General features: G+C 59.9%; 15 protein-coding genes and 2 pseudogenes. 5 read left to right on the top strand and 12 right to left on the bottom strand.

All coding sequences use genetic code 11. The features are described from left to right. The 5 genes and pseudogenes from HBO11_RS04895 to HBO11_RS04880 form a co-directional block, all read right to left on the bottom strand. On the bottom strand, positions 1 to 982 hold a 982-nt coding region (locus HBO11_RS04895; RefSeq protein WP_170058830.1), incomplete at its 3' end, for an SIS domain-containing protein. Beyond that, positions 963 to 1100, bottom strand: a pseudogene (locus HBO11_RS28595) (hypothetical protein); the annotation flags it as partial. The gene HBO11_RS04895 and the pseudogene HBO11_RS28595, both read right to left, overlap by 20 nt. 6 nt (positions 1101 to 1106) lie before the next feature. Further along, positions 1107 to 1367: pseudogene (locus HBO11_RS28590) on the bottom strand (type VI secretion system contractile sheath small subunit); the annotation flags it as partial. A gap of 1256 nt (positions 1368 to 2623) precedes the next feature. Further along, entirely contained in the window at positions 2624 to 3943 is a 1320-nt protein-coding gene (locus HBO11_RS04885; RefSeq protein WP_169956973.1) for a HAMP domain-containing sensor histidine kinase, read from the bottom strand. Then, entirely contained in the window at positions 3936 to 4610 is a 675-nt protein-coding gene (locus HBO11_RS04880) for a response regulator transcription factor (protein ID WP_169956972.1), read from the bottom strand. The genes HBO11_RS04885 and HBO11_RS04880 overlap by 8 nt, the downstream gene beginning before the upstream one ends. A 138-nt stretch (positions 4611 to 4748) precedes the next feature. On the opposite strand from HBO11_RS04880, the gene HBO11_RS04875 reads away from it, so the two are divergent. Both HBO11_RS04875 and HBO11_RS04870 read left to right on the top strand, forming a co-directional pair. Beyond that, the gene (locus HBO11_RS04875; protein ID WP_169956971.1) at positions 4749 to 4925 is read left to right on the top strand and encodes a hypothetical protein; all 177 of its coding nucleotides are present in this window, start codon (positions 4749 to 4751) and stop codon (positions 4923 to 4925) included. Continuing rightward, a complete protein-coding gene (locus tag HBO11_RS04870) occupies positions 4903 to 5289 on the top strand; it encodes a hypothetical protein (RefSeq protein WP_169956969.1) in 387 nt (128 codons plus the stop codon). The genes HBO11_RS04875 and HBO11_RS04870 overlap by 23 nt, the downstream gene beginning before the upstream one ends. A 312-nt stretch (positions 5290 to 5601) precedes the next feature. Here the strand turns inward: HBO11_RS04870 and HBO11_RS04865 are convergent, their stop codons facing one another. From HBO11_RS04865 to sohB, 4 genes are all read right to left on the bottom strand, one after another. Continuing rightward, the gene (locus tag HBO11_RS04865) at positions 5602 to 6051 is read right to left on the bottom strand and encodes a hypothetical protein (RefSeq protein ID WP_169956968.1); all 450 of its coding nucleotides are present in this window, start codon (positions 6049 to 6051) and stop codon (positions 5602 to 5604) included. A 186-nt stretch (positions 6052 to 6237) separates the two neighbouring features. Then, positions 6238 to 6846: a LysE family translocator gene (locus HBO11_RS04860; RefSeq protein WP_169956967.1), complete on the bottom strand. Its 609-nt coding sequence runs from the start codon at positions 6844 to 6846 to the stop codon at positions 6238 to 6240. 259 nt (positions 6847 to 7105) lie between these two features. After that, positions 7106 to 7510, bottom strand: coding sequence for a hypothetical protein (locus HBO11_RS04855; RefSeq protein WP_169956966.1), 405 nt, complete (start codon positions 7508 to 7510; stop codon positions 7106 to 7108). Between the two features lie 283 nt (positions 7511 to 7793). Then, entirely contained in the window at positions 7794 to 8816 is a 1023-nt protein-coding gene (sohB, locus tag HBO11_RS04850) for a protease SohB (protein ID WP_169956965.1), read from the bottom strand. A 193-nt stretch (positions 8817 to 9009) separates the two neighbouring features. Between sohB and HBO11_RS04845 the strand changes: the two genes are divergently transcribed. The 3 genes from HBO11_RS04845 (at position 9010) to HBO11_RS04835 (ending at position 11640) form a co-directional block, all read left to right on the top strand. Further along, the gene (locus HBO11_RS04845; protein ID WP_169956964.1) at positions 9010 to 9720 is read left to right on the top strand and encodes a histidine phosphatase family protein; all 711 of its coding nucleotides are present in this window, start codon (positions 9010 to 9012) and stop codon (positions 9718 to 9720) included. 55 nt (positions 9721 to 9775) lie between these two features. After that, entirely contained in the window at positions 9776 to 10090 is a 315-nt protein-coding gene (locus HBO11_RS04840; protein WP_169956963.1) for an SCP2 sterol-binding domain-containing protein, read from the top strand. 179 nt (positions 10091 to 10269) lie between these two features. Continuing rightward, positions 10270 to 11640: a VOC family protein gene (locus tag HBO11_RS04835; protein WP_169956962.1), complete on the top strand. Its 1371-nt coding sequence runs from the start codon at positions 10270 to 10272 to the stop codon at positions 11638 to 11640. Positions 11641 to 11790: 150 nt separating this feature from the next. On the opposite strand, the gene HBO11_RS04830 is transcribed toward HBO11_RS04835, so the two are convergent. From HBO11_RS04830 to HBO11_RS04820, 3 genes are all read right to left on the bottom strand, one after another. Then, positions 11791 to 12030 (bottom strand): DUF465 domain-containing protein, encoded by a 240-nt coding sequence (locus tag HBO11_RS04830; protein ID WP_032857259.1) that lies wholly within the window; start codon positions 12028 to 12030, stop codon positions 11791 to 11793. Between the two features lie 78 nt (positions 12031 to 12108). Further along, entirely contained in the window at positions 12109 to 14643 is a 2535-nt protein-coding gene (locus HBO11_RS04825; RefSeq protein WP_169956961.1) for an excinuclease ABC subunit UvrA, read from the bottom strand. A gap of 57 nt (positions 14644 to 14700) precedes the next feature. After that, positions 14701 to 16830: a PAS domain-containing hybrid sensor histidine kinase/response regulator gene (locus HBO11_RS04820; protein WP_169956959.1), complete on the bottom strand. Its 2130-nt coding sequence runs from the start codon at positions 16828 to 16830 to the stop codon at positions 14701 to 14703. Positions 16831 to 16881 lie beyond the last annotated feature (51 nt).

The raw sequence follows: 16881 nt of genomic DNA, 5'->3' as shown, positions 1-16881 counted from the left end.
CCGGGTCCATGCCCCGGGCCTGGGCCAGGCCTGCAGCCATCACATAGAAACTCTGGATTGCCAGGATCGGGTCCAGTGCCGGGTGCTCGGCGCGGCTGAGGGTCAGGTCGCGTTCGGCAATATCGTCGGGCGCGGCCAGCAGCACCCGGGCCCCGCGTTGGCGCATTTCCGTGGCCAGGGTCAGCAGGCCCGGCTGTTCGGCGCCGCGCGGGGCAAACACCAGCAGCGGGTAGTTGTGGTCGATCAACGCCATCGGCCCGTGGCGCACTTCGGCGCTGCTGAAGGCTTCGGCCTGGATCGCCGAGGTTTCCTTGAGCTTAAGCGCGGCTTCCTGGGCGATGGCAAACCCGGCGCCACGGCCGATGACCATCAGGCGCTGGCAATCGCGCAGGGCGTCGATGGCCAGGCTCCAGTCCTGGGTCGCCGCTTCGCGCAGGCCGGCAGGCAGGGCGTGGCAGGCTTCGAGCAGGCCGTCTTCCTGGTTCCAGTGGCCGACCAACTGGGCGCTGGCGCTCAGGGTGGCGATAAAACTCTTGGTCGCGGCCACGCTGCGTTCGGGGCCGGCGCACAGCGGCACATGGAATTCGCAGGCGGCTTCCAGGGGCGAATCTTCGGCATTGACCATCGACACACTCAAGGCCCCGCGCTTGCGCAGCAGGCGCAGGCTGTTGACCAGGTCCGGGCTCTGCCCCGACTGAGAGAAGCCGAAGGCCGCCTGGCCGCTGACTTTCAGCGGCGCCTGCGCCAGGGTCACCACCGACATCGGCAGCGACGCCACGGGCACGCCCACGTGCTGCATGGTCAGGTAGGCGAAGTAGCTGGCGGCATGGTCCGAACTGCCACGGGCGACGGTCATCGCCACTTGCGGCGGCTGGCGGCGCAGGCGGCCGGCGACCTCGGCCAGCAGCGGGTCGAGGCATTGCAGCTGGGCCGCGACGGCCTCACAGGAGGACAGGGCCTCTTCAAGCATTTTTGAAGTCAATGGTTTCTCCTTCGACCATTACGTCGGTGAGGTGCAGGGAGCGGTCCAGGCGCACGCCGCCCAGGCATTTGGTCACGGTGTGGCTGCCCAGCTTGTATTCGCCGTCGGGCATGCCGGCGGTGCCGGGAGCGAAGCCCACCAGCTTGGCGGACTCATTTGAGGCATTGATTGCCTGGATGTGCTGCGGGGCACGCACCACGGAGGACGCTGTTAAAGTTTTTTTGTGAACATTAACTTTTCGCTGTTCCTCACCATTACTGTAATCACCCATGACCATTAGTTTCAGTGGCAATTCCACTTTCTTCTGAGCACTACCGGTGTGCAGGTCTAGCGTTATATTGACCCGCGTCTTTGGTACTTCATTTTGGAAACTATTTGAAGTCATACCCCTCCCCTCCAGGCTTTTTTGCAGCAGCAAGTGCTGAAGCGAAACCAATACTGAAACCAGTGCATATAGCCGGCGCGTCAACTAGCACACCCGCCACAACACATTAAATTCCATTCTTAAAGAGGGCATAAAGCGCTTACACGCTGCTCGCTTTTTCCCGCCCAACACCATGGTGAATAATTTCAAATGATGATTACTAGCCTACACAGCGCGCCAGGGATCATTCAGAACAAAAATCAGGAATTATCCTACAAATAAACCTATTAAAGTTCGGGAACCCGCTCCGCACTTGTAGGAGGGGTATGACTCACCCACATGGGTTACAAATCAGTTCACGCACATAGGTAACAGTTACTAACTGGCAGGCAATTACTGATCGTCGGATACCTTCAACTACCTACAAGACACCGACCAAAGCTGAAAGGAGCAAATTTGAACAAGAAGCCGCATCGTTATTTGGTGCCTTTGATTTTTTGGAGCGCTGCTCTCTGCGTCCTTGTTTGTTACATGGCATAGCCATATTTACTCCCAAGCCTTCTTCAAGCCAGATCTACAACAAAGCTGCCTTACCGCCTCATCAGCACTAGCATTCATAACTTCGCTGGGCATGTTATTCTTTAAAGCAAACATCACACCAGGTAACACGTTCAAAAATATAAAAATCATTAGCTGCATTCCAATAGCCTCACTTATAGTATGCATACTTATATTAAGCATTCCATTTTCACTTTCGATCTACCTTTCCATTGGAACTCAAAGCAGCTACACGACTGCCTGTAAAAACTTCAGGCGGCAGAAGAAGCTGTAGTGGGATTGAATTCTTCGAGCCAGAACTAAATAAATAAATCAAAACATGCCGATCAAACGTTATCGACAATACTGGACAGGTAAGAGTTTACAAAACCAGTACTAATAACGGCATAGTCATAATAGGCACAAAAATTTAATGGTGTTCTTAGGCAGAGGGTTAATATTTTAGGGAGCTGTAAACTATCCCCACCCCTATCCGACAGGGTGAACACCTGGCCCTAGGCCCAGTCAGTCATGCCTCGGTAGATCGCCGAGATGTCACGCAGCAGCGACCAGGTATCAGCCTTGCTTTGCAGGTTCAGGTTGCAGATGAAACGCAGCTCCAAAGGCCGAGACTTTGACCGGCCTGCCATCACCCGCAATGACAGGAAAACTTCACGAAAAACCGAGCATGAGTACAACAATCAGTTTGCGCAAAACTCCACCTGTCGACCCAATACTCTTCACCCTCCTCCTCCCGGAGCCCCAACACCCTGCAAGCTCGTGAACTCCAGAGCGACGGTAAAACGCTGCTGCTCAAGAATCACATCAATCTGCCAGCCCAATTTTGCACATAACTGCCGCATCAACTGCAGCCCCAGGCCGTAGCCGTAATCGCTGGATTCCTCCCTCGGCTTGGCCTCCCTGATGTGGTTGGCAATTACCAGGCGCGGGTAGTTGAAGCTGATTTCTACCTGGCCCTCTTCCGCGTATTGCAGGGCGTTGCGCAGGAAGTTACCGATCACGATGCGGCACGCGGTGGGGGGTAGTCGGCAGGGTTCGCTGTGGATGTCGACAAGCAGCTCGATATCACGATTGCCGATCAGGTAGCGATGCTTGTTAATCAGCTCGCCGACCAACGCGCTCAGGTCGATGTCTTCTTCGGGCAGCGGTTCGGGACGTTCGCGGCTCATCCACAGCAAGGTCTCGGCGATAAGTTGCATGTTCAACACCGAGCGTTCGATACGCTGCAGGGAGGATGGCAGGACACCGCCGGCCTGCAGGGCCAGCAGTTCTATATTGGCCTTGAGCACCGCCAGCGGGGTTCGCAGTTCATGGCTGGTGTAGCGCAACAGGCGGCCTTCACGCTGGCTGGCGGCCTGCACTTGCTCGACACTCTGGGCCAGGGCGTCGGCCAGGGTATTGAACTCCTTGAAGCTGAAATCCGGGCGCGCGCTGGCCATTGCGTCAGGGTTTTTCAGGGTGCTGGACCATTGCACCAGGCGCCCCAGCGGCCGCACCAGCCACCAGACCAACAGGGCGATGATGATCAGCGCCGGCACGAACACCGCCAGGCTGACGAACACCACGCCTTGCAGCACCTGGTCAAAGTAGGCATCGGACAGCGGCGTCTCGACCTCGCCGCCCTCTTCGTGGTCATGGTCGATGTCATACATATAGAGGGTCTTGCCGTCGCCCAGGTCTTGGGAGAGAACCGCCCGGACCTCGGCGTCGTCGTCATCGGAGTCGGTATCACCGAACACCTGCACGGCACCGAAAGACATGCTCGGCGGCGCCTTGAGCAACTCACGCACGCTCGCCGGCAAGGCTTCCTTGCCAATGACGCCCTCGAAGAAGTAGTTGTGCGGAGGGGGCGTGGTCGGGTCCTTTTTATAATGCCTGACGAAGTACTGCGCCTCTTCTTCCATCATCGCACTGGCGGTGTAGAGCAGGCCGCGCACGGTGTATACCGGCAATAGTTGACTGTAGATCAATAACACCACGGCAATCAGCAGCAGGAAGCTGCCGCTGATCACCCACTTCAAGCTCAAGCCGTTACGCATGGGGTTTTACCTGGATACCGACCCCAGGCAGGGTGTGGATCAACGGCCGGCCGAAGGGTTTGTCTACCGCCTTGCGCAGTCGATGCATGTGCACTTTGAGGGTATTGCTGTCCGGCGGTTCGTCGCCCCAGACTGAAGTTTCCAGGCGTTCCCGGGGCACGGGTTCAGGGCTGGCGCGCATCAGGTATTCCAGCAAGGTCCAGCAGATGGGTGACAAATGCAGCGCCTGCCCGGCGCGACTGACTTTGCGGGTGGTGAGGTCCATCACCAGATCGTCTACCTGCAGGCGGCTGGTCTGGCTGCTGCGGCGCATGCTCAGGGCGCGAATCCTGGCCACCAGCTCGGCCAGCTCGAATGGCTTGACCAGATAGTCGTCAGCGCCCGCTGCAAAGCTGGCGAGCTTGTCCGAGAGCGCGTCCAGTGAAGTGAGCATGAGAATGGGCGTCTGGCTGCCTTGCTGGCGCAACCGCTCGCACACCTGCTGGCCGTCGAGGCGCGGCAACATGATATCCAGGAGAATGACGTCGTAATGCTGGGCGAGTGCCAGGTTAAGGCCAGCCTGGCCATTAGTGACGTGGTCGCAGACCATGCCGCTGATCTCCAGGTACTCGATGACGGTGGTGGCCAGATCCAGGTTGTCCTCGACCAGCAGCAGGTGAATATGCACTAAAAAGTCCCCTCGGACGGGTGTTGCGCAGAGGAGTGAAGGATAACGGAAGTCGAGCGATTTCCAGCGGATGTTTACCTCGCGTTAACCCGGCACTCTCTAAGCTGGGGCTCTTCAAATCCTGAGGTCAGCACCGTCATGAACCTTTATGCGATCGTCAAAAGAGTCCTGTTGGCCCTGATTTTATTCGCCCTGATGGCCAGCGTCCTGCCTTCGCGGGGGCAGCTGGTCAACCTGGGGGGCGGTAGCGGGTTCCTGGTGGGCCAGAGCATCGAGCAGGCAGCTGCATGCTGTGTCGCCAGTGCATTGCGATAAGGCGGGGGCCAGCTACACCTGGCAGTTGGTGCTATGCCTGGGGCTGATTGTGGGCGTGTCGCTTGCCATGGGGGCCTACATCGTCCAGTTGAATGCGCGCGTTGATAAGCAACGAGAACTGTCGCCGGTATACCTGCACCAATGTGGCAGCGGGCGCGGCGGTTTTATTGTGTACCGCGACGGCAGGCGCAGCAGTGATGACTGCTACCCCATCGATGAAGCTCAATCGCCGGGCATCGAACAGATGCGCGACCAGCCAGGCCCGCACCGCGCGCAGTGGTTCAAATACATCCTGCCTGCCGTCGAAAGCCTGCGCCGGCTGGACACCAATCCCAGGCGCGCTAAAGTTGCCCGGACAGTCTGATCGGCACCTCCACGCCCCAGCCGAAACCTCGGTACAGCAGCGTGCAAGCTGCATCTGATACGCTTTTTTCTTTAACACCTGCATCTGTACCGAACAGACCACAACCGCGACAATGGCTCATCGGCAGGAACTCTCCAGCCGCCCTTCTTCCTTTTGGAGGCCCCATGGCTAAGATGGCATTTTTTCTTCTCGGGTTTCTGGCACTGACCGTTGGAATCGGCCTGCTGGCTACGATCTCGCCGGTCTGAAACCCGGGTCAAGGTGCGCGTGATACACCGCTGTACCCAGCGCACGATTTGGCGTGTTTAACCGCTAGTTGATCAACTCGGGATGGACGTTCATCAGGCTGTCTGGCTTGTCCTTGAGGCCATTGCAACAGACGTAGCCATTATGCAGATAGAGCCCCGGGTATCTTTTAAAGCTCACGGGGTCGAGGGTCACGTATCTCGCATTACTCCAGCCCGAATAGGCGTAGAGGTAGCTGCGGTCGGTAAACGAAAGATACTCTGCGGTATCGACCGTCATAATGTACCAATTCCCGTCGCCATAACTGATAACCAGGAATTTCGAGGCCTGGTTAATATCCTTGGTGGTCATGACGTATCCGCTGGACATCATCAAGTACCTGGCTGGGTTAACCGAGTTGTCTTTGAGATAGGCCAACTGAGAGGGCGGGGCTTTGAACCCCTCTGCAGAACCTCCGGCTTCGGGATGGGGTTGCAACGCGTCTGCGCCCGGCGGGCTGATGAGTTCCTTAGACATTGGGTGACACTCCATTGACTCAAGATTGATGGTTTAACGACGCCCCAAAAACAACATTCGTTGAAAGGCTCGAAAACCGTGGACAGCAATTGATAGTGGGCAAGCCACTGACTGTCCGATACTGTCAATTCTCACAGTTCATTAGAGTCATTCACGATAGCCCCAAGGCTTGATATCCCGAACCTGTCACCCGAGGAAAAACATCGGGTACAACGACAACACCAACAACCCCGCCATCGACCAGTTGAATAGCTTCAACCAGCGCGGCTCACGCAAGACATTGCGCAAACCGGTGCCACACCCGGCCCACACGCACACACTCGGCAAGTTGACCACAGCAAACACCACGGCAATGATCAGCACGTTAGTGAAGTAACCTTCCGCCGGCGTATAGGTGGTGATCGCCCCCAACGCCATGACCCAGGCCTTGGGGTTGACCCACTGAAACACCGCAGCGGCGAGAAAGGTCATGGGCTTGCGCTTGCCGTCCGTGTCATCCGACATCGCGCTTGAAGTCGCGATCTTCCACGCCAGGTACAACAAATACGCCGCGCCGATGTAACGCAATGCGGTGTAGGCCCAAGGCCACGCCTTGAACACTTCCCCCAGGCCCAGGCCGACCGAAATCACCAACACCATAAAACCCACGCTGATCCCCAGGGCATGGGGAATCGAGCGGCGAAAACCGAAGTTCACTCCCGACGCCAGCAACATGGTGTTATTGGGCCCAGGGGTAATCGAAGACACGAAGGCAAACAGCGCAAAGGCCGACAGCAGGCTGGTGGACATGAACATGGGGCGTTATCCAGGCGATTTATTGTTGCACTGACAGTAGAGGGTTCTGTGGCGCCTCGCCCCGTACAGCTGGGGGCAGATCGAGAGATACAATTCCCGATCAACGATGCTCCATCCTCGTGCCCTGCCCCCGCACAAATGGCACGATCGCTATTTAGCGCTGGCGTAGAATCAAGCCAACGTCACGATCATATTCAGGGGACTGCGGACAATGCTCAGTGCTGATAATCGCGGCCGATGGCTATAGCGCAGGTGCTGATTAGAAAGTAATTGATTGAGCTGGATAGAAGAGCATATTGAGCACAAACAGAATCATCCAGAAGCCGATCTCCAGGGTTTCAGTAATAGGCTGGATACGTTTCAAAGCCCCGTACACATGCACCACAAACATCAATGAGAAAACTACGAACAGCATATCGAACGCATAACTAAAGCTGGTGCCCGTAGTTGCCGAGCGCAACATCGCCACTTCCACCACCAGGATAAACGCCCCCAGGCAGCGCCCAAAATAAATGGCCAGATGCTGATGCTCGGGAATCGTCCAGCGCATCGCCCGGGCCCAGGCAATCGGCGCGATAAAGATCGGCAAGGCAAAAAACAGGGTGGTGAAGAGCATCAGCGTGGTGATGTAATACTGGCTGTAGTGCGCATAGTAACCGAGCATCAGGCGATTCCTTATCCTTGAGAATAACCCCTTTGGGGTAGAGCCCAAGAATTACAGCCAGCAATACCAGTGTCCAATGTAAGCAGGTCGCGCAACACCAAAGAGAATGGACTTGGGTAAAGGGGATTACTACCTAAGATGCACTGTGTAATCCCCTACGCTGCCAGGGCGCCCCGGACGACAACAACGTGTATAGCCTGCATTGCGGCGATATATGAGCCAGCTTGCGGGCAATAGCGATCTGAAGATCGTCATGGTCTGCAAGCCGACTACAAGGCGGGGGTTACCAGAAGCGCTGTTGGGTCAGGCGGCTCCACCAGGTCAGCAGTACCCGGTCTACCGAGCCGCTGGCCGCCAGGCCCACCCGCTCTTGCAGGCTTTTGCGCTCGGCATAGTGCAGGTGGAACAGTTCGGCGGTCTTGGCCCTGGTGGCCAGGTATTCGTCACTGGTCTGCAAGGCGTCCACCAGTTGCTTGTCCAGCGCCGCGATGCCCAGCCAGACTTCGCCGGTAGCCACTTCGTCAATGGCCAGTTGCGGGCGGTAGCGCGACACGAAGTTCTTGAACAGTTGATGGGTGATGTCCAGGTCTTCCTGGAACTTCTCCCGGCCCTTCTCGGTGTTTTCGCCAAACACCGTCAGGGTGCGCTTGTACTCGCCAGCAGTGAGTACTTCAAAGTCGATATCGTGCTTTTTCAGCAGGCGGTTGACGTTGGGCAACTGGGCCACCACGCCAATCGAGCCGAGGATGGCAAACGGCGCGCTGATGATCTTCTCGCCGATGCACGCCATCATGTAGCCGCCGCTGGCCGCGACCTTGTCGATGCACACCGTCAAGGGCACGCCCGCCTCGCGGATCCGCGCCAATTGCGAGGACGCCAGGCCATAGCTGTGGACCATGCCACCGCCGCTTTCCAGGCGCAGCACCACTTCGTCCTTGGGTGTGGCCAGGCTCAGCAACGCGGTGATTTCATGGCGCAGGCTCTCGGTGGCTGAGGCCTTGATGTCCCCGTCAAAATCCAGGACAAACACCCGTGGTTTGGCCTCGGGGGTTTTCTTCTGTTTTTTCTCGGCCTTGCCCTGGGACTTGCGCAGGGCCTTGAGCTGATCCTTGTCGAGCAAGGTCTGCTCCAGGCGCTCGCGCAGGCCTTTGTAGAAATCATTGAGTTTGCTGACCTGCAACTGCCCGGCATTCTTGCGCCGGCCCTTGCTGCGCAACGCCGCAAAACTGATCAGCACCACCAGAATGGCGACGACCAACGTAACGGTTTTAGCCAGAAAACTTGCATACTCAGCCAAAAACTCCATGGGACTCCTTACAGAAACGGTGCGCCAGGCGCGGATTGCCCCAGCATACCGATGGGACTGCCGGTGAGCCAGAGCTGAAACCCCTTGAAGCGGGCCTCTAACGAGCTTTTAAAACAAGCGTATGTTTTTTCATTGACAGCTTCCCGGCATCCTCATAACCTCGCCAGACTTTCAACGTACCGGGTGAACGGACGTGGGCAGCATCTATTTGATTCGACATGGCCAGGCCTCCTTCGGTGCAGACGACTATGACGTCCTGTCGCCCGTCGGTGTGCAGCAGGCCCAGGTACTGGGCAGCCACCTGGCGGACCTGGGCCTGACGTTCGACCGCTGCGTATCGGGCGACCTGCGCCGCCAGCAGCACACGGCCAACGCCGCGTTCGAAGCCATCGGCGCCCAAGGCTTGCCGGTGCCGCCCCTGGAAATCGACAGCGCCTTCAACGAATTCGACGCCGACGCGATCATCCGCGCCCTGCTCCCAGACCTGCTCGACAGCGAGCCCGAAGCCCTGGAAATCCTGCGCAACGCCCCACACAACCGTGGCGAGTTCCAGCGCATCTTCGCCCTGATCATCGAGCGCTGGCTGAGCGGTACCTATGACACGCCCGGCCTGGAAAGCTGGCTGGGCTTTGTCGAGCGCGTCCAGGGTGGCCTGCAGCGCCTGCTCGAGACTGCCGACAATTCCCACAAGATTGCGGTATTTACCTCTGGCGGCACCATCACCGCCCTGCTCCACCTGATTACCCGCATACCTGCCACCCAGGCTTTCGAGCTGAACTGGCAGATTGTCAACACTTCGCTCAACCACTTGAAGTTCCGTGGTCGCGAAGTGGCACTGGCTTCCTTCAACAGCCATACCCACTTGCAACTGTTGAAGGCGCCGCAGCTCATCACTTTCCGATGACTGCGGCCAACCGTGACCCCAAGGTCACTGGCACCACCCATAAAAGGATCGAACCATGACTGACGTAGCTAAAGCCGTAGAAGCAATGAAAGCCAAATTCAACCCAAGCGCTGCTGCCGGCCTGGACCTGGTGTTCGGTTTCCGTATCGACGACACCCAGAACTTCTCGCTGATCGTCAAGGACAGCACTTGCGAATTGCAAGAAGGCGAGAACCCTGACGCCCAGGTGACTCTGGTGATGGATGCTGAAACCATGAAAGGTATCGTCAGCGGCGAAACCGATGGCATGCAGGCCTTCATGGGCGGCAAGCTGCGCGCCGAAGGCGACATGATGCTGGCAATGAAGCTGAGCGAATTGTTCCCAGGCTGATCCAGGGCAACCTGGGTTGACCAATCCCGCCTACCCAGGCGGGATTTTTGTTTATGCCTGTGGCGCTCATTCATTTGCAGAATGAAGTCCAGAGGAATCTTCGTTTGCACCCAAGGGCACCGCCCAACAAAATCTGGCTCACGGCCCATACCACCGTTATCGCAGCCAGGAATTTTTCTATGCCTACCCCGCGCCATATCAGCCCCGACGACATCCGCAAAGACTTCTCCAGGGCCATGTCCGACATGTACCGCGAGGAAGTACCGCTGTATGGCGCGCTGCTGGAGTTGGTGGCCCAAACCAATGCCCGGGTACTGGCCAGCGATACCGACCTGGCGCAGCAACTGCAGCGCACCGGTGAAATCCAACGCCTGGACATGGAGCGCCACGGCGCCATCCGCCTGGGCAGCGCCTATGAGCTGGCAACCATCCGCCGCCTGTTTGCGGTGATGGGCATGCAACCGGTGGGCTACTACGACCTCACCCCGGCCGGCGTGCCGGTGCATTCCACCGCCTTTCGCGCGGTGCATGAAAGCGCCTTGCAGGCAAGCCCGTTCCGGGTCTTTACCTCGCTGCTGCGCCTGGAACTGATCGAAAACCTTGAACTGCGAGCCTTTGCCGAAGCCGCCCTGGCCAAGCGCTCGATCTTCACCCCACGAGCCCTGGCGCTGATAGAGCAAGCTGAAACCGACGGCGGCCTGAATGCCAGCGATGCCCAGGCCTTTGTCCAACAAGCCCTGGAAACCTTTCGCTGGCACCACACCGCCACGGTCAGCGCAGCCCAGTACCAGCAACTCAGCGACCAGCACCGGCTGATTGCCGATGTGGTGGCCTTCAAGGGCCCGCACATCAATCACCTGACCCCACGAACCCTGGACATCGACCGCGTACAAGCCGACATGCCCGGCAAAGGCATCACCCCCAAAGCCGTGATCGAAGGCCCGCCCCGCCGCCAATGCCCGATCCTGCTACGCCAGACCAGCTTCAAGGCCCTCGACGAAGCCATCGCCTTTACCGATGCCAAGGGCAGCCACAGCGCCAGGTTTGGTGAAATCGAACAGCGTGGCGTGGCCCTGACACCCAAAGGCCGGGCACTCTACGACCAGTTGCTCAACGCCGCGCGGGATGAACTGGGCGCCTTCCCCAACGAAGCCAACGCCCAGCGCTACACCGAACTGATGGCGCAGCATTTCCAGGCCTTCCCGGATAATCACCGGGCCATGCGCGAACAAGGGTTGGCGTTCTTTCGCTACTTCGTGACCGACACGGGCCGCGCAGCCGACAAGAGCCCGCAACCCAATCTGGACGCACTGCTTGCGGCCGGCTGCGTGGCAATCGAACCATTGGTGTACGAGGATTTTCTGCCGGTCAGCGCGGCGGGGATTTTCCAGTCGAACCTGGGCGATGCGGCGCAGAGTCACTACACGGCCAACGCCAACCAGGCCGAATTTGAACAGGCCCTGGGCCGCCGGACCCTTGATGAATTGCAACTGTATGCAGACACCCAGCAGCGCTCGATCGACGCTTGCCTACAGGCGCTACGCACCTAGAAAAGAGAGTTCGCCCGACACCACAACGCATTCCATGCGCAGTCAACGTGCCCCAGGGTCGGGCGAACGGTTGGGATAATAGGCAGTGGAGGGGCTGCTGTCCTTCGGTCAATTCTGAACAAATATGGACACCCCCGCTCCCAACGTTGGCTAGTGCCCCTTGGTCTGTTCCAGTTGTTCGACGATTTTATCTTTGATCAACAGGCGTTTCTTTTTCAGGTTCTCTACATCATCGTCATTGGCACTTGCGGATTCTGCTTCCAGCACCTCCTTGTCGGCGACGTCATACTGGGTGAGCAATACATCTAACCGATGGTGGCTTGCCCGACGCTGCTGAACGTCTTCCTTGCTCAACCCCAAATCCTGATAAAGATCATGTTTCACTGGCATGAAGTACCTCCGCAAGTTAATCAATGACTGGTACACCTTGAAGCTAGCCCATCCATGGGCCTCTTGTCATGCCCAAGGTCAATTCCCCTGGCCCAGTTCCCGTGCGAGGAACGGGGCGGTGCGGCTGGTTTTGTTCTGGGCGAGGTGTTGGGGCGTGCCGCTGGCGACGACTTTACCGCCACGGTCGCCGGCGCCTGGGCCGATGTCGATGACCCAGTCGCTCTGGGCCACCACGCGCATTTCGTGTTCGACCACGATCACCGTGTGACCGGCGTCCACCAGGTGGTTGAGTTGCAGTAGCAGGCGGTCGACGTCACGAGGGTGCAGGCCGGTGGTCGGCTCGTCGAGCACATACAAGGTCGCGCCCCGCGCGGTGCGTTGCAGTTCGGTGGCCAGCTTGATCCGCTGGGCCTCGCCGCCGGACAGTTCGGTGGCCGGCTGGCCCAGGCGCAGGTAACCCAGGCCGATGTCGCGCAGGACTAGCAACGCACGCAGTACGCCCGGTTGTTCGGCGAAGACGTCCACCGCCTGCTCGACGGTCAAGCCCAGCACCTGGGCGATGTTCAGGCCCTGCCAGGTAATCGCCAGGGTCTGGGGGTTGTAGCGCGCGCCGTGGCAGATGGGGCATGGTGCGTAGACGCTGGGCATAAACAGCAATTCGACGCTGACAAAACCCTCGCCCTCGCAGTTCGGGCAGCGGCCCTTGGCGACGTTGAAGGAGAACTGCCCGGCATCGTAGTGGTGTTTTTTCGCCGCCGGGGTGGCGGCGAACAGCTTGCGCACGTTATCGAACAGGCCGGTATAGGTCGCAAGGTTGGAGCGCGGGGTGCGGCCGATGGGCTTCTGGTCCACCTGCACCAGGCGGCGGATCTGCTCCAGGCCCGCGCGGATGCGCCCGCCGCTGGTTTGCGGTGCGTCTTCCAGATCGGGCTCGTCGTCGCTGACCACCACCCGCCCCAGGCCCTCCCCCACCAGGTCCAACAGGGCCTGGCTGACCAGGCTGGATTTACCCGAGCCGGAAATCCCCGTCACCGCGGTAAAACAGCCCAGGGGGAAGTCCACGCTCACCCCGTCGAGATTATTGCGGCTGACCCCTTCCAGGCTGAGCCAGCCACTCGGCGCACGGTGCGAGGTGTTCAACGGGCGCGGCTCGGCAAACAGGTACTCGCGGGTCTGTGACGCTTCAATCTGTGCCAGGCCCGCCGGTGGGCCGCTGTACAGCACCTGGCCGCCTTGCTCGCCGGCTGCCGGGCCGACATCGATCAGCCAGTCGGCGCGGCGCATGGTTTCCAGGTCGTGCTCCACCACAAACAGCGAGTTGCCGGCGGCTTTCAGGCGTTCCAAGGCAGTGAACAAGGCTTCGCCATCGGCCGGGTGCAAGCCCGCCGACGGTTCATCCAGCACGTAGATCACGCCGAACAACTGCGAGCCCAATTGCGTCGCCAGGCGCAGGCGCTGCAACTCGCCAGAGGACAGGGTCGGCGTGCTGCGCTCCAGCGACAGATAGCCCAGGCCCAGGTCGGTCAGGGTGCTGACCCGCTCCAGCAAATCCTGGGCGATGCGTTGGGCGGCCAGGCGTTTTTCCACCGAGAGTTTTACCCGCCCCTTGCCCTCGGCCACCGGCCGTAAAAGCTGTGCCAGTTGCAACAACGACAGCTGCGACAACTCGCCAATATCCACTCCGGCGAATGTCACCGACAGCGCAGCCTTGGTCAGGCGCTTGCCCTCGCACAAGGGGCACGGGCTGCCTTGCATGAACTGCGCGACACGCTTTTTCATCAGCGCACTCTGGGTGTGGGTGAAGGTGTGCAGGATGTAGCGCCGGGCGCCGCTGAAGGTGCCCTGGTAACTGGGTTCGAGTTTGCGCTTGAGGGCGTCGCGGGTTTGCGCCGGGGTCAAGCCGGCATACACCGGCACCGTGGGCGTGTCCTCGGTGAAGAGGATCCAGTCACGCTGTTTTTTCGGCAGCTCGCGCCAGGGGACATCGACGTCATAGCCCAGGGTCACGAGGATGTCCCGCAGGTTTTGTCCTTGCCAGGCCAGCGGCCAGGAGGCGACGGCGCGTTGGCGAATGGTCAGCGAGGGATCGGGCACCATCAGCGCCTCGGTCACCTCATACACGCGGCCCAGGCCGTGGCACTGCGGGCAGGCGCCCTGGGGCAGGTTGGGCGAGAAGTCTTCGGCGTACAGCATCGGCTGCCCCGGCGGGTAGCTGCCAGCGCGGGAATAGAGCATGCGGATCAGGCTGGACAAGGTGGTCACGCTGCCCACCGATGAGCGCGTGCTCGGCGTGCCCCGCTGCTGTTGCAAGGCCACGGCGGGCGGCAGGCCTTCGATCGAGTCCACATCCGGCACGCCCACCTGGTCGATCAGGCGCCGGGCATAGGGCGCCACCGACTCGAAGTAACGCCGCTGCGCCTCGGCGTACAACGTGGAAAACGCCAGGGACGACTTGCCCGACCCCGACACCCCGGTGAACACCACCAGGGCATCCCGTGGGATGTCCACATCGACATTGCGCAGGTTGTGTTCCCGGGCGCCCCGCACCCGGACAAAACCGGGGCGCGCGGCAGGCAGATCGGTGGCAGGCGGCAAGTGGCGCTGTGAAGTCATGGTCAACCTTATAGGAGGCGGCAAGTCCAGTGGTGGATCCGGCACCTTGGCAAACGTTCAATCGCAGTGGTTTATCCGCGCGGTCAGCACCGAGCGTACCTGTTGCGTCAGCTCTTCGGGGCTGTAGGGTTTGCCCAGCAGATGTATTTCGCTGCCCAGCAGGTGGTCGCTGGAAAGAATGTCACGGGTATGCCCGGAGGTGAACAGTACCGCAACCGGCGGCTGTTGCGCCTTGGCCCACTCGGCCAGGTCGGTGCTTTTGATTCGCCCCGGCATCACCACATCGGTGAAGATCAGGTCCGGCCGCAAGCCGGTGCGCAGCATCAGCATCGCATCATCGCCATCCTCGGCGGTGAGCACTGTGTAGCCGGACTGTTGCAGCAACTCCACGGCCGCGCCGCGTACACCTTCGTTGTCCTCCACCACCAGGATGGTTTCCCTGCCGCCTTCTTGCAGTGCCACGGCGGCAGGTGCTTCCTGGCTTTCCGGCTCAAGGCTGTGGGGAAAGTACATCTGCACCACGGTGCCCTGCCCTGGCTCGCTGCTGATCTGCACGTGCCCGCCGCTTTGCTTGACGAAACCAAACACCATGCTCAAGCCCAGGCCAGTGCCGTGACCGTCCGGCTTGGTGGTAAAGAATGGCTCGAAGACCCGCCGTAGCACCGCCGGCGGCATGCCCGCCCCGGTGTCACTGACCGACAGGCGCACATATTCACCGGGGGCAATCCCGTTGCGGCTGCCATCCTCGGGTGACAGGGTGATGTTTTCACCGGTGATGCGGATCACCCCCTCGCCCTTCATGGCATCCCGGGCATTGATCGCAAGGTTGAGCACGGCGTTTTCCAACTGATTGCGATCGACATGGATGCACCATGGATCTTGCGGTAATTGCACATCGATCTGGATCGTTTCCCCCAAGGCCCGCTGCAGCAATTCACCCAGGCCTTCATAAATGCGCCGGGGGTTGAACACCGCCGGTGACAGGGGCTGGCGCCGGGCAAAGGCCAACAGTTGCGAGGACAGCTTGGCGCCGCGCTCGACAGCCGCCAGGGCGGCACCGACGCGCCGTTGTACCTGGGGATTGTCCCGTTCATGGCGGGCCAGCAAGTGCAGGTTGCCGGCAATCACCTGCAGCAGATTATTGAAGTCATGGGCCACGCCCCCGGTCAGCCCGCCAATGGCCTCGAGCTTTTGCGACTGGCGCAACTGGTCCTCGGCGGCCGAGCGCGCCTGGACTTCGGCAGCGACGCGCTGCTCCAGGTTATGGGTGAGTTTGAGCAGGGATTCTTCGGCAATCTTGCGCACATGGATATCAATGATCACCCCCGGAAAACGCAGCGGCCGCCCGCCCGCATCCAACTCGCAACGCCCACTGGCCAGTACCCACAGATAGCTGGCGTCAGGGCGCCGCACGCGAAACTCGACGTTATACGACCCACCGGTTTCCAGGGTGCGGGCAATCAGGCGGTTGACCCGCGCCAGGTCATCGGGGTGGATGATCTGGGTGGCAACGGCAATGGACAGGCCCTGCTCCACGTCATCCATAGACAGGCCCAGGGTGCGGGCAAAACGCTCGTCGCCCGACAGCCGATCCGGCAGCACATCCCAGACAAAGGAGCCCAGCAGCGCCCCGGCATTGAGCGCCAGTTGCAAGCGCTCGTCCGCCACGCGGTAAGCGCCCTCGGCTTCCTGGCGCAAACGCTCGGACAGCACATGCGCGGTGGTTTCCACGACAATCGCCAGCACCCCGGCCGGCTGCTGGTCGTCACCGGCCACCGGGCTGTAATAGAGGTCGAGCCACAAGTCTTCGGGGCTGCCATTGCGCAGCAGCATCAAGGCCTTGTTGCGATAGGACAAGGTGCCGCCAGCCAGGCAGGTGTCCATGACATGCCGGTTGAAGTCGGCCACTTCCGGCCAGCCTTGCTCCACCGGCACGCCCAGCAGAAACGGGTGGCGCCCGCCGGCGAACACTGAGTAACTGTCGTTGTAGATCATGTGCCCGGCGCGCCCCCAGAGCATCACCATCGGCACCGGCGAAGCCAGGAGCATCTGCACGGCGCAGGTCAGGCTGGTGGACCAACTGTCAATCGAGCCCAGGTCCGTGGTCGACCAGTCAAAGGCACGAATCCTTTGGGCCATTTCACCGCCCCAGCCGTCACAACCATGGGTATTGGATAAAAATTGCATGGATCAACTCGGTGCAGAGAGAGGACAGTCGCCAATGTTGGAGCATAGCCG

Source organism: Pseudomonas sp. WS 5010, assembly GCF_012985565.1.
Taxonomy (GTDB): domain Bacteria; phylum Pseudomonadota; class Gammaproteobacteria; order Pseudomonadales; family Pseudomonadaceae; genus Aquipseudomonas.
This window is presented reverse-complemented; position numbering and strand designations above follow the sequence as displayed.